The organism is Neobacillus sp. OS1-2 (genome assembly GCF_030915505.1).
In the GTDB taxonomy this organism is placed as follows: domain Bacteria; phylum Bacillota; class Bacilli; order Bacillales; family Cytobacillaceae; genus Neobacillus.
Genome location: NZ_CP133265.1, coordinates 3,408,346 through 3,421,724, shown reverse-complemented (window position 1 = coordinate 3,421,724; position 13,379 = coordinate 3,408,346). Strand labels below are relative to the sequence as shown.

The window sequence follows — 13,379 nt, the reverse complement described above, 5'->3', positions numbered from 1 at the left end:
CTTTTTTAGCACTATTGCGCTGACAAAAGCCTCCATAAAACAAGGAGGAATATGAATGAGTCACCTTAAACAAACACATTACGCACCATTTACTGAAACTGCCGCTATTGAACTAGCAATAAGTTTAAATTTTTTTACTGAACATGCTGTACTGTCCTGCAAAGAGATTGGGGATGGTAATTTAAACCTCGTTTTTCATATTGTTGATGAACGTGACAGAAAGGGCCTCATTATCAAACAAGCTCTCCCATATGCCAAAGTGGTTGGCGAAAGCTGGCCCTTAACATTAAAACGAGCCAAAATTGAAGCAGATGCCTTAAAAACCTTTGGGCAGATTGCCCCTCATTATGTCCCAAAAGTTTATTTCACAGATGATGTGCTTGCCGTTACAGTCATGGAGGATCTTTCCCATCTAGCCATTGCCAGAACGGGATTTATAAACGGTGAATTATACCCGCACATTTCTAACCATTTGGGTGAATATCTAGCAAAAACTATTTTCTTTACATCAGATTACGGACTAGGTCCGACAGCAAAAAAAGAGCTGGTACAAAAGTTTATTAATCCGGAGCTTTGCAAAATAACCGAGGATTTAATTTTTACAAACCCGTATTTTGATGCCGATACCAACGAATTTGAGGATGGTCTATTAGCTGACGTCAATGCCCTCTGGCAGGATGAGGAACTGAAGTTTCAAGTGAATCTGCTAAAAAGAAGCTTTTTAACAGAGGCAGAAGTTCTCTTACATGGGGATTTGCATACTGGAAGCGTTTTTGCCAGCAATTCAGAAACAAAAGTGATTGACCCCGAATTCGCTTTCTACGGTCCGGCTGGTTTTGATATTGGCCAAGTATTTGCAAATTTGCTTTTCCAAGTAATTGCTAATCCTACTAACCGCGAACCCTTTATCCGCCATATTGAAATCGTTTGGGAAGTCTTTAGGGATGAATTTACTCATTTATGGAGTACGGAAAATAAAGAGGTTTTGGTTAAAACGGATAAATTCTTGAATTATACTTTAGCAAAATTTTTCGAGGATTCTCTTGGATTTGCAGGCTGCGAATTAATTAGAAGAACGATTGGACTCGCACATGTTGCTGATTTGAATAGTATTGAAGATGTCCATACAAGATTAGCTGCGAAAAGGAAAACATTAGACCTTGGTAAGATCTTAATTAAGCAACGTAAAGAACTCATAAATTGTGCTGTATTCATTTCAAAAGTTAAAGAAGTTATTAAAAATGAAAAGAATGATTAACATATATTTTGCTGGTATAGGTAAAACACTTCCAAAACAATTTGGAAGTGTTTTACACGATTGGATGAAGCTTTTTAATGGGCAACTTTATATTAAAAATTGTCCCTTTTCCCTCTTCACTTTTAACAAAAATAGTTCCTTTATGTTCGTCGATGATTCTGTAGCTTACCATTAATCCAAGCCCAGTTCCTCGGTCTTTTGTTGTGTAAAACGGTTCACCTAGCTTTTTTATTTTTTCCTTTGAAATTCCACAGCCCTCATCTTTGATGATAATCTGAATTTGCTGGTTTCTCATTTTTTTTGTAGTAATGGTAATATTCCCGCCATTAGGCATGACCTCGATTGCATTCTTTATTAAATTAATAAAAACCTTTTTCAATTGATTTGGTTCACAAAATACAAGTGGTAGGCTCTCATCATAATTTGTTACAAATTGAACGTTGTACAATACTGCCTGCGCAGACAGCAGGTCAACCGTCTCCTTCATAATTTTGTTTATATCTTTTTCCTGAAATCTAACTGCCTGTGGCTTGGCGAGAATTAAAAACTCATTAATAATTGAATCAATTCGTTGTAATTCAGTTGTGATTACTTGATAATACAGTGAATGCTCCTTTGTAATACTGCTTTCAAGTAATTGAATGAAACCTTTCAATGCCGTCATAGGATTACGTATTTCGTGGGCAATTCCTGCAGCAAGTTCCCCTATCACATTTAATGTATCCGACTTCCGAAGCTGTTCTTGCATCACTACTTTATCGGTAACATCCTTAAATACTGTTAAATTCACACCATCGACAATATCCAATTGGGATGTGTAATCAAAATAGATCTTGTTACCATCTTCGGTTTCAAAAGTGATAGTCGATGCTTTTTGTCCTTCATTTAAAAGCTGATCAATATGCTTCAAAATTTCTTGCTTTTTCCCCTCTAGCGGGGTAGATAGATCATATACTCGTTGGCCAATTAATTTATTCTTTGGCAGACCAATCATTCGTTCAGCAGCAATATTTACATCGACAAATCGATGTTCATTATCCCAAAGAATTAGTCCGTCAATAGAATCTTCAAATATCCGTCTATATTTTTGTTCGCTTTCATGCGCTTCAGTTTCTTTTGTGTGTACTCCATTTATTTCATGAGGAAAAATTTCTTTTTCATTGAACTGATTCTCCAACTCACAGCACCCCGCGAACTACATTAATCAAGTAATAATTTTAAGTCATATATTCTACATAATACGCTAAAATTCCTTTTCTGCCCATATGCTATTTTTTATTTTTACAATAATACGTGAATAGTTAAAAATACAAAAACGCAAAGCACAAAAGTAGTGCATTGCGTTTTTGTATTTGTTAAAGCATTGGGTTTTCGTGTTTAGCTTTTAGACGCTGCCATCTTTTTTCTACTTCGGTTTCAAACTCTTCTAAAATAGGTTTGTTTTCATCTTTTAGAAGGTGTTTTGTTTTACCCATATATTTTAACCAATCCGAAAGTGGAATCCGTTTGTTCTTTTCTTCTGGATTATACGTAATCGTTGTAACACCTTGCTCCACTTCATAAAGTGGGAAGAAACAGGAGTCGACTGCAGCTTCGACAATTTTCGTTCCAAAACGATCATTCGATTTCCAGTTAAGTGGACAAGTGATAAGAATTTTCCCGTAAACAGTGCCTACATTTTGTGCATACCACTGTGCCTTCGCACCTTTTTTAACTAAATCCTGCGGGAAGGCCTCAGATCCAGTGAACACATATGGCATATTTGTTGCGGCCATAATTTGTGCTGTATCTTTATGATGGAATGCTTTTCCGCGCTGGGCTTTACCCACGCCTGATGTGCTTGTCATGTGCCCCATTGGCGTAGAATAGGACATTTGTGAGCCAGTATTCATATAGCCCTCATTATCATATTCAAGCATAATTAATTTATGTCCACGAAGTGCGGTGCCAATAGCAGAACCCATACCAATGTCCATACCGCCATCGCCTGTGATCATCACGAAAGTCGCATCATCTGAAACATTGATTTCTCCGCGGCTTTTTAATTCCATAAATGCTTCGAGTGTACCTGATAATGTTGCGGCACCGTTTTGGAACAGGTTATGCATCATTGTTTGCTTATGTGATGTGCTTGGATAGCCCGTAGTGGTTACATAGGCACAACCAGTTTGGAAAAGTGTAACAATATCTCCTTCAATTCCTTTAAAGAACAGCTCTAAACCGGCAAATATTCCACACCCTGGGCATGCCCCGTGTCCAGAAGCAATCCGTTTTGGTTTTCCTGTAAGCGCGCGAAGCGGTGGAATTTTCACTTTTAATTTATTGTTTGCTTCATCCATCTTTACTTCAATCAAACCGGAGTTAAACACATCTCCGTGTTGTGGTAAGATGACAGGCTTTAGGATTTTATCCGGATTACCAGGAACATGGCCATAGTAATCAAACGGTTTTTCGGCAAAGCCTTTATCCATTGCATCTATTGCCATTTCAAAGAATGCATGGGCATCACTTGCATAGAAATCCTTACCGCCAAGACCAAATACACGGCTTAACACGATTGTCTTGTTGTTTTTGTCATCCTGAAGCGCAGATTTCACTTCATGTGTTAAGTTCGGGCCGTTTGCGCCGTAGGAATCCGCACGTTCACCAACCAATAATGTTTTTACATTTTTGAGTGCTTCACGGATTTCCTTTGCAGGGAATGGACGAATAATATTAGGGCTGATTACACCCGCTTTAATCCCCTTTTCACGCAATTGATCGACAACATCCTTAGCGGATTCTGCCGCAGAATTTAATAAGAATAGGGCAACATCTGCATCCTCCATCTTATATAAATCCAGTGTTGGATACTCCCTGCCAGAAAGTTTTGCATATTCAGCAGCCACCTCTTTAAATACCTCACCGGCATTATAAATCGCTTCAGATTGTTGAAAGTGATTGTTGATGAAATCATCACCGCTCATATGTGCACCAATCGTTACAGGTTTGGATAAATCCCTAACAAAGTTATAATCAGTAGGGCATTCTCCCACAAATTGCTGAACCACTTTGCGGTCTTTAAAGTATTCAACTCTGCGTTTTTGATGCGAAGTAAAGAACCCATCATAAGCAACAATTACTGGTAACCGCACTTTTGAGTGTTCGGCTATTTTTAACGCCATAATGTTCATATCATAAACAGCTTGCGGTGTTTTGGCCGTTAAAATAACCCAGCCCGTATTCAACGCATAATAAAGGTCGGAGTGATCGCCGCGAATATCAAGCGGACCACTGACCGCACGTGTTACTAAATTCATTACCATCGGAAAACGAGTTCCTGATTGTACAGGCATCTGCTCAAGCATATATAAAAATCCATTGGCACTTGTAGCATTAAACACCCGTGCACCCGTCGCAGCTGCACCATAGCAAATACCTGCTGACCCGTGCTCTCCATCTGCAGGAATTAGCTTAATATCATGTTCACCGCGAGTTTTCATTTGATCTAAAAATTGTGCTACTTCGGTTGAAGGCGTAATTGGGAAATAGCCCATGATATGATAGTTTATTTGAGCGGCAGCCGTTGCAGCCATCTCATTTCCTGATTCAAAGGTAGAAATTTGTTCTGCTTTATCTTGGGTAGTTAGTTTATCTTCTAATATAGCCATTATTGGATCCCTCCTACAATATAAGGAAAGTTTTGCTTCACGCGGTTGTCATCGGCATAACCCAACATTTCCCGAAGATCTCCTAGTGCATCAGTTGGACATGCTTCAACACATTTTAAGCAGCCCTTACAATATTGATAGTCAATTCCTTTAAGGAACATTTGCTTTCTGCCGCGCTTGTCTTCTCCCTCTTCCCAAACAAAACAAAAATCTGGACAAACATTATCACATGCTGCACAGTGAATACATTTTTCTTGTTGGAACTCTGGTAGGAATCCTTGGCGTGAACCACTTAAATCTTTAAAAACACTATTTGCTTGTGAAACCATAACGCCGCCGATTTCCTGGGTCATATAACCAAGCTGTGGAAGGGATCGTGTGAACGCCTTCCCTTCAGCGTCTTCCGGCACCTCATAGACCTTAAATTGAACTTCATTGTAACCGCGATCAAATGTACGAATATTTGGCTCAACAAGGTGCGGATATTTTTTTGTAAACGTTTTCCGAATCACATCTCTCATCGATTCCGGATCAAGAAAGTCACAAATCCGATATAAGGCCCCAAGCATTGCGGTATTAACTTTTGTCTTTTCCTCAACAGCAATCGTTAGGGCATCGACAATGGCAAGCGTACCGTACTCTAACTGTAGATCATTTTTAACATCATCAAAATTTCTTGAAGTATTTACAAGTACGATTCCATCAGCATCCAGGCCACTGACAACATTAATGGTTCTATATAAAGCTTCATGAAAAACACCAACAATATGTGGCTGTTCGATTGGACTGTGATCTCTTATTTCCACGTCCGGATCACAGAAACGAATGAAGCTCTTAACTGGAGAGCCCTTCTTTTCTGAGCCATATGAAGAGAAATTTGAACCTTTTAAGCCAAGGCTTAAAACACCGGCTTCCGCTAACATTTTCCCAGCTAAATTTGCACCTAGTCCGCCAATTGATTCCAATCGGATTTCAAAAAAACCCAGTTCATTTTTCTTTGGTAAAATAGACATAATGTCCCTCCCCTATTTCTTTCAAAAAAAAGACAAAAAAATTTAACTTCCCCAAATTTATTGTAGGACATCAGATATTTTTTAGCTGTGACAAAAGTTAAACATCTAGCAATTTTTTTTATAACACATTATCTTTCTACGAAAAAACCTTTAATTTAACTGGCTTTAATAGAAAACTCAATTATATAACAGCATTCTTTTTGTTATACAACAGATACTTTGCCACCCATTGCCTCTAAAAGTCATTTTATGTTGTTAACTTGGATTCCCCGTTTGCCGACTATCATTTTGGTCAAAAATAGGCTATAATAATGTGTTATTTTATTATCAAAAAGGAGCTTTTTAATGAATGTTATTTGTTCTACTCTAAATGCAAAGTTCATCCACACGAACCTCGCGATCCGTTATTTAAAGTCTTATGCCGCTCCGGAATTTAACATCCAATTGAAAGAATATACTATCAAAGATCCAGTCATGAATATTGTCTCAGATCTTTATCAAGCGAAACCGGCAGTTATCGGATTTAGTTGTTATATCTGGAACATCGAAGAAACCCTCAAAGTAGTCAATATGCTTAAAAAAATTGACCCTGCCCTAATCATAGTCTTAGGCGGCCCTGAAGTAACCTATGATACAGCTGAATGGATGGAAAATTACCCAGAAGTTGATTTTATTGTCATGGGCGAAGGGGAACAAACCTTTAAGCAGCTGCTCGGGGAAATCATGACAACGAAAAACTATCAAAATGTCAACGGGATAACCTATCGTGAAAATATGCAAGTAAAGAATACCCTACAAATGAATAAGCTTGACCTAAAAGACCTTCCGTCTCCATACCGCTTTCCGGAAGATGTTGCCGAATTAGGAAAACGTGTCACCTATATTGAAACGAGCAGGGGTTGCCCTTTTAGCTGCCAATTTTGCCTATCTTCCATTGAGGTCGGGGTAAGATACTTTGACCGTGAAAAAATAAAAGAGGATATTCGTTATTTAATGGCCAATGGAGCTAAAACCATTAAATTTGTTGACCGAACTTTTAATATCAGCCGAAGCTATGCCATGGAAATGTTCCGTTTTCTTATTGATGAACATCTTCCTGGAACGGTGTTTCAATTTGAAATAACCGCTGATATTATGCGACCGGAGGTTATTGAATTTTTAAACCAAGAGGCACCAAAGGGCCTTTTTCGCTTTGAAATTGGTGTTCAGTCGACCAACGACTTTACCAACGAGCTCGTCATGCGTAAACAAAATTTCACGAAGTTAACGAGAACTGTCACAATGGTAAAAGAAGGCGGCAAAATTGACCAACATCTGGATTTGATTGCGGGGCTGCCCGAGGAGGACTATTCATCATTCCGGAAAACATTTAACGATGTATTTGAAATGAGGCCTGAAGAATTGCAGTTAGGCTTTTTAAAAATGCTGCGTGGAACAGGAGTTCGTCTGCGCGCTGAAGAACATCAATATGTCTATATGGATCATTCTCCGTATGAAATCTTGAGCAACAATGTTCTTTCATTTGATGATATTGTAAGAATTAAACAAGTGGAGGATGTACTAGAAAAATATTGGAATGACCATCGCATGGATCATACGGTGGAATACTTAGTGACAAGGGTTTTCCGATCACCATTTGATTTCTTTCAGGAGTTTGGTTCCTATTGGGACAAACAGGGATGGTCAAGAATTGGCCATCAGCTTGAAGACTTGTACCGCCGCTTATTCACCTTTCTTGAGCAGCAATCACAAGATAATCTCGATGTAATTTCCGGGCTTATGAAGTATGATTATTTAAGAGTTCATAAATATAAACCAAGAAAGCCATGGTGGGAAGCAAGTTCTGATAAGAATGAACGAAGTTTATCGTATAGACAAATTGTTGAAAATCCTGCCCGTTTAGGCCCGGAATTCCTCGAGCTCAAACTGGATGAAAAAGAATTGTTTAAGCATACCATACTAGAGGATCTGTCCTTTGATTTAGGGAAGTATCTAACAACAGGTGAGCTTGAAAAACATCCTGCCAATTTATTAGTTTACTTTGACCCGACGAATAACAGAACGCTTCTTTTCCCCTATAAAGGAATGAAATAAGCCGGATTTCCGGCTTATTTTTCTTTTTTTCCTTTTGATTTTAACCGCTTCCTTGCTTCAAAAAGCTTTACCCCATTTACATCTCCAATTTCAACGCTCAATTCCTCAATCGGTATCCGTGGTGGAGTTTTACGCCTGCTGCCCATTACCTTCTACCTTTTCTTCCTTGTTTCGAATTACGATTAGCGAATCTAACGGCATTGTTATTATCTGTAAACTCGGCAGAAAATTCACTTTCCTGAACATTTTTGTGAGGGGTCTTCGTATATTTTTCCACTGCATCAAATTCAGCTTTTCGTTTCGCCAATGTAAAATTCCTCCTAAAAAGTTATCTTACGTACCCCCTTAGTTTTGAACAAATTAGTTGTAATCATTCTTACCTAATTTTTCATAAATAAAAATTCCCTTCAGGCGGAAAATAATGAAAAAAAGGAGTGAGCAAACATGATGAAATCTAAAAATAATCAGAACTCAAAACAACTAGGGATAGATGAAACCATGCCACATCAAATAAATGCACCAAGCTTTGAAGGGACCGGTATTCAAATGGAGAAGCCCTTTGTCAACAAGCATGGGGTGACGATCGGAGACAGTATGTATGCATCCGAAAATTCCCCTTTGGAAAACTGGTCAAAAGATACTGACCCTTCGATTATGGCAGGAGATGATTGGGTTCATCCCACAAATGATATCGGCTGGAACACTACGGAAAATCGTGAATTGCTTGAAAGTAAAAGAAAACCCCAAGCCTCCCCCTTTATGCACCCTACAAAGGATGTTGGGAAAGGAACAGATTAATAAGAAAAGCCGAAGCCGCTTGGAGCTCAAAGGACAGGCTCAACTTCCAGTTTGGCAAAACATTACCACTTATGAAAAGGGAGTAGAAAATGAATACTACACTTACAGAGGACAGAGTAGCCTCTGTAAGAGAAAAGGAGTTGAAACAACATGGCAAATAGCAGCAACAAATTATTAGTACCTGGGATTGAGCAGTATTTAGATCAAGTAAAATACGAAATTGCACAAGAATTCGGCGTAAATTTAGGCTCAGATACAGTTTCAAGAGCAAACGGCTCCGTAGGCGGCGAAATTACAAAAAGACTTGTACAACAAGCACAAGCCCAAATGTCTGGTCAGTTTACCAACCAATAAATGAATAACAATGGAAAAAAGTCCGGTTAATAGCCGGACTTTTACTTTTTATGATCTTTCTGATGAGGACTGTTAGAAACACTATGTTGCTGGTTTCCCCTATTTTGTGGCTGGGGCTTTTCCCTCTGTTGTTCTGGCTTCTTAGATTGTTCTTGCCTTTTGGATTGTCCTTGATCTTGTTTCCATCGCTCTTCATCTTGTTTTTTCAATTGACCCGGTGGTATAGGTTTTCCTTCGGAATGTAACGTTTTATCTTTAGGGGTTTCCCTTGTTACTCCCAAGTCTTGAACAGCGTTTGCTTCTGTCTGTTTCTTCAATTGTCCTGGAGGAGTTATTTTTTCCCGCTCTGAAGTCTGGGCTTTTTGTTCTTGCCCTTTCTCTTTTACAATTGATTTGGGTCTCTTCTTTTGTGATGATGATTGACTCATTTTTTCTTGGTAAGTTCCTGTTGAGATCCCAAGTTCTTGTGCTTTTTCCCGTTCTTTTTGAGAACCTGTAAGCACTTTTACATCTAATTGCTGATTGTTCACGGTTTCTTTAATCTTACTCATATTCTTTTTAAATGCCTTTTCTGCTTTTTCCTTTGGTTGTTCTGCTCTCACAGTAGAAATGATGACAGGTTCATTATTTCTTATAAAACCGGCATTTTTCATTTTAACTAAAATCGACTTTGCTAATTGGGAAACGTCCTTTTTCTTCCAATCAGGCAAATCTGAAATAATCCTTTTTCCATCCTCATTGAAACCAGTTAACTCTACAACCTGCATCTTTTTATTTACACCAATCTCGATACTAGGATTCGCATCAATGGACATATAAGCATATGCGGTATTATTTTGAAAACTTGGGATTAATGAGCCAACTCCTATCAATAAAACAGCCATCACAATCCACACCGCTTTTAGTTTAAAAGCATTCCTTAATGAAAAAGAGGTTTTAGTGGAATTACCACTTTCCATTGGAAAAAAGTAAATTTCTTCTCCAATCGTATATGGATAGTCTTGTTTCTTTGTGCGGCAAAACTCACCCTCGGGGGTTAGAAGCGTCAAAAACGCATCATCCACTTCCATTACAATTCCCTTTTTCATGTATCTAACACCCCCTTTATATAATCCTTCATATACAGATAATCATTAGATAAAATAAGTGCAATCGCAATAATGTATTTCCGGTTCCGTTCAATTGTCTTTCTGCTGACATTCACCATTTTTTCTAATTGTTTTATGGGGAGACGTTTTTTTTCAAATAATAATTCCTTCAACTCTTGATTGTCGACTAATATTTTTGCTGTCAAAATCGCACTTTTCCGCGCATCGGCATGTTTAGGAGAATTTTCAACTAAGTCGTTAAAACTTAAATCAAAAGTTGTTAATAATCTCTGAAAGTGAAGAATCTCCTCTTTTCTTAATTGTTCATCATTCTTTTTTTGATAATCATCAAGAGAAAGTTCATTTACAATGATCGAACCCGCTGAATCTTCCTCATTAATGGCATTGGTTATATCAATACTAATATGTTGATTTTTAGTTTGTTTACGAATATAGTCAATAACTCTTCTTTTAATGATTACTTCCGAAAAACTTAACAGGGAGCTTCCACGCTCAGTTGAATACTTTTCAATAGCTTCATTAAACGCGATTAGACCAATGCTAAATTCATCATCGGATTCATATATATAACGCCTGCATACAGAAGAAACTGTTTTGGCAATAAAAGGCTTATAGGCATCAATCAACTCATCAAGCAAGTCACGGTCACCTTGTTGAATTAATAAGACCGTTTCTTCTAGCGTTCTTTTTTTTCTTTTGGTCATAAACAATAAACTTAGCATTTGCTCACCTCTATTCGACCAATTATAACATATTTCGCTATTTTGGACTTTAAGAGGGAATAGTATTTTCTTTACATAATTACGGTTCTTCATAAATGGTTTATGGGGGTTATGGCAAAAGTTTTTTCCAATAAAAAAACCCCAAACCAGTGATCCTGATTTGAGGCATTAGATGGATTATTTATTCTAACGCTTTTTTTGACAAGATAAATTTAATCATAAACCCTATTAACAGACCAGGAATCAAAAACAGCATGGGTAAAAAAACTGGACCTGGGTGTATATGAAAAATCGTCACCTTAGGCGAAATCATTAAACCAACCGTAACAAAATATGCACAAAAGACAAAAGGCAAAAAGGAATATTTTTCATCTGCCGGCATCGCCTGCCGATACCCATCCCACATCGAAAACATATAAACACATGGATAAAACATAAGCCATTGGTAATTTATGACCGCCTCAGCCATTTCAATTTCACCCAAGAAACTATACATGATCGCCTGGTTAAAGCGACTTTTACCATTCATAACAAATTCTAAGCCAACAAATAAAAGACCTTTAATATAATGACCTGTTAATAATTGACTGAAACCGGGAAAAGCAATATTCCATAAAACAGCTTCCAATTTGCTTAATTTTTTCATTGTACAATCCCGCTTCTATTTGGCAATTTTTAGAATAAAAAACTTCTCAGTTTTAGTTTTCCCATCCTTGTGCCAAAATAACTAGCAAGGAAAATTTTTCCACCCTATCCTTGGACTTTCTATTCGTGTTGATCCATTGGATTATATAATTTTATGTTAGGATTCTTTTCTTGGAACCATCGAAGGGCAAAGTCATTTTCAAATAAAAATACATAATTGTCAAAACGGTCCTTTACCAACAGGCTCCGTGGACTCGATAGATTTTCATCCACGGTTTCGTCTTCTACCCATCGGGCAATTTTCGAACCCAATCGTTCCATTAAAACCTCAGCATTATATTCATTTCTCATTCGATGCTCAAATACTTCAAATTGTAGCTGCCCTACAGCACCTAATAAATACTCATCGATACTGACCCTTTTAAAAAGCTGAATCGCTCCTTCTTGGACAAGCTGCTCAATCCCTTTATAAAAGGATTTTTGCTTCATAACGTTTTTAGCAGAAACCTTCACATATAATTCTGGAGTAAACTGCGGCAATCTTTCATATTGGAAATGATCCTTCCCAGTGGTCAACGTATCGCCAATTTGGTAAGTGCCCGTGTCATATAAGCCGATAATATCACCACTGACAGCTTCCTCAACTGTGTTTCTTTCTTCAGCCATAAAGGAAGTTGATTGAGATAGCTTTAATTGTTTTCCTAACCGTGGAATATTAACAGTCATCCCGCGTTCAAATTTCCCCGAACAAACCCGTATAAAGGCAATCCGGTCACGGTGGGCAGGATTCATATTAGCCTGAATTTTAAAGACAAAACCCGAAAATTGTTCACCTAAAGGATCAATTTCTCCAATCGAGGAGTTCCGCGCCTTTGGCGGTGGTGCAAATTTTAAATAAGACTCAAGAAATGTCTGAACACCAAAATTGGTTAACGCACTTCCAAAGAAAACAGGTATTAAATTGCCTTCAGCCACTTTCTCAGTTGAAAACTCATTACCAGCCTCATTTAACAGCATAATTTCATCAAGAGTTTGATCATAAAGTCCTGATAATTTCAATGGGTGATCACCTGAAATTTCACCCTTGTCATTTAACGGGATAAACCGCTCATTTTCACTGACTCGAAACTGTTCTACTCGATTATTAAAACGGTCATAAATGCCGAGGAATTCTTTTCCCATTCCAATCGGCCAGTTCATTGGATACGATTCGATTCCAAGTACTTCTTCCAATTCAGCTAGGAGCTCAAGCGGTGATTTCCCTTGGCGGTCGAGTTTATTAATAAACGTAAAAATGGGGATTCCGCGCATTCGGCATACCTTAAATAACTTTAGGGTTTGTTCCTCTATCCCTTTTGCTGAATCAATAATCATTACTGCACTATCAACAGCCATCAATGTTCTATACGTATCCTCACTGAAATCCTGGTGTCCAGGCGTATCTAAAATATTGACGCGAAAACCGTCATAGTCAAATTGCATCACACTGGAAGTGACAGAAATTCCACGCTGCTTTTCAATTTCCATCCAATCACTTGTAGCAAATTTTCCTGTCTTTTTCGCCTTTACAGTACCGGCATCGCGAATAGCACCGCCGAATAATAATAATTTCTCTGTTAGTGTCGTTTTACCGGCATCCGGGTGGGAAATAATCGCAAATGTCCGGCGCGATAATACGTCTTCTCTAAAATTTTTACCCATCATGTCTTCCTCTCTTTTGCCAATGAAAAATTTTT

13 protein-coding genes are annotated in these 13,379 nt (G+C 38.0%); 4 read left to right on the top strand and 9 right to left on the bottom strand.

Annotation, left to right across the window (positions count from 1 at the left end):
• The first annotated feature begins 55 nt into the window (after positions 1–55).
• On the top strand, positions 56–1,258 hold the full coding sequence (gene mtnK, locus RCG19_RS17050) for an S-methyl-5-thioribose kinase (RefSeq protein ID WP_308108101.1): 1,203 nt from the start codon (positions 56–58) through the stop codon (positions 1,256–1,258).
• A 52-nt stretch (positions 1,259–1,310) separates the two neighbouring features.
• Here the strand turns inward: mtnK and RCG19_RS17045 are convergent, their stop codons facing one another.
• The 3 genes from RCG19_RS17045 to RCG19_RS17035 form a co-directional block, all read right to left on the bottom strand.
• The gene (locus RCG19_RS17045; protein WP_308108100.1) at positions 1,311–2,435 is read right to left on the bottom strand and encodes a PAS domain-containing sensor histidine kinase; all 1,125 of its coding nucleotides are present in this window, start codon (positions 2,433–2,435) and stop codon (positions 1,311–1,313) included.
• A 178-nt stretch (positions 2,436–2,613) separates the two neighbouring features.
• A complete protein-coding gene (locus tag RCG19_RS17040) occupies positions 2,614–4,908 on the bottom strand; it encodes a thiamine pyrophosphate-dependent enzyme (RefSeq protein WP_308108099.1) in 2,295 nt (764 codons plus the stop codon).
• Complete coding sequence (locus RCG19_RS17035) at positions 4,908–5,921, bottom strand: 2-oxoacid:acceptor oxidoreductase family protein (RefSeq protein WP_166237686.1); 1,014 nt, start codon at positions 5,919–5,921, stop codon at positions 4,908–4,910. The genes RCG19_RS17040 and RCG19_RS17035 overlap by 1 nt, the downstream gene beginning before the upstream one ends.
• Positions 5,922–6,266: 345 nt before the next feature.
• Here RCG19_RS17035 and RCG19_RS17030 point away from each other — a divergent pair, with 345 nt between their 5' ends.
• Positions 6,267–8,015 (top strand): B12-binding domain-containing radical SAM protein, encoded by a 1,749-nt coding sequence (locus tag RCG19_RS17030; RefSeq protein WP_308108098.1) that lies wholly within the window; start codon positions 6,267–6,269, stop codon positions 8,013–8,015.
• Between the two features lie 14 nt (positions 8,016–8,029).
• Here the strand turns inward: RCG19_RS17030 and RCG19_RS17025 are convergent, their stop codons facing one another.
• Entirely contained in the window at positions 8,030–8,161 is a 132-nt protein-coding gene (locus RCG19_RS17025) for a hypothetical protein (RefSeq protein WP_308108097.1), read from the bottom strand.
• Complete coding sequence (locus RCG19_RS17020) at positions 8,161–8,322, bottom strand: hypothetical protein (protein ID WP_308108096.1); 162 nt, start codon at positions 8,320–8,322, stop codon at positions 8,161–8,163. The genes RCG19_RS17025 and RCG19_RS17020 overlap by 1 nt, the downstream gene beginning before the upstream one ends.
• A gap of 137 nt (positions 8,323–8,459) precedes the next feature.
• On the opposite strand from RCG19_RS17020, the gene RCG19_RS17015 reads away from it, so the two are divergent.
• Together RCG19_RS17015 and RCG19_RS17010 are read left to right on the top strand one after the other, a co-directional pair.
• On the top strand, positions 8,460–8,813 hold the full coding sequence (locus RCG19_RS17015) for a DUF3905 domain-containing protein (protein WP_374049553.1): 354 nt from the start codon (positions 8,460–8,462) through the stop codon (positions 8,811–8,813).
• A 150-nt stretch (positions 8,814–8,963) separates the two neighbouring features.
• Positions 8,964–9,167: an alpha/beta-type small acid-soluble spore protein gene (locus RCG19_RS17010; RefSeq protein ID WP_166237683.1), complete on the top strand. Its 204-nt coding sequence runs from the start codon at positions 8,964–8,966 to the stop codon at positions 9,165–9,167.
• Positions 9,168–9,208: 41 nt separating this feature from the next.
• On the opposite strand, the gene RCG19_RS17005 is transcribed toward RCG19_RS17010, so the two are convergent.
• The 4 genes from RCG19_RS17005 to RCG19_RS16990 all read right to left on the bottom strand — a co-directional run bounded on the left by RCG19_RS17005 (position 9,209) and on the right by RCG19_RS16990 (position 13,344).
• A complete protein-coding gene (locus tag RCG19_RS17005) occupies positions 9,209–10,255 on the bottom strand; it encodes an anti-sigma factor domain-containing protein (protein WP_308108095.1) in 1,047 nt (348 codons plus the stop codon).
• The gene (sigI, locus tag RCG19_RS17000) at positions 10,252–10,998 is read right to left on the bottom strand and encodes an RNA polymerase sigma factor SigI (RefSeq protein WP_308108094.1); all 747 of its coding nucleotides are present in this window, start codon (positions 10,996–10,998) and stop codon (positions 10,252–10,254) included. The genes RCG19_RS17005 and sigI overlap by 4 nt, the downstream gene beginning before the upstream one ends.
• Before the next feature lie 181 nt (positions 10,999–11,179).
• On the bottom strand, positions 11,180–11,644 hold the full coding sequence (locus RCG19_RS16995; RefSeq protein ID WP_308108093.1) for a hypothetical protein: 465 nt from the start codon (positions 11,642–11,644) through the stop codon (positions 11,180–11,182).
• Positions 11,645–11,763: 119 nt separating this feature from the next.
• Positions 11,764–13,344: a peptide chain release factor 3 gene (locus RCG19_RS16990; protein ID WP_308111016.1), complete on the bottom strand. Its 1,581-nt coding sequence runs from the start codon at positions 13,342–13,344 to the stop codon at positions 11,764–11,766.
• Positions 13,345–13,379: the final 35 nt, after the last annotated feature.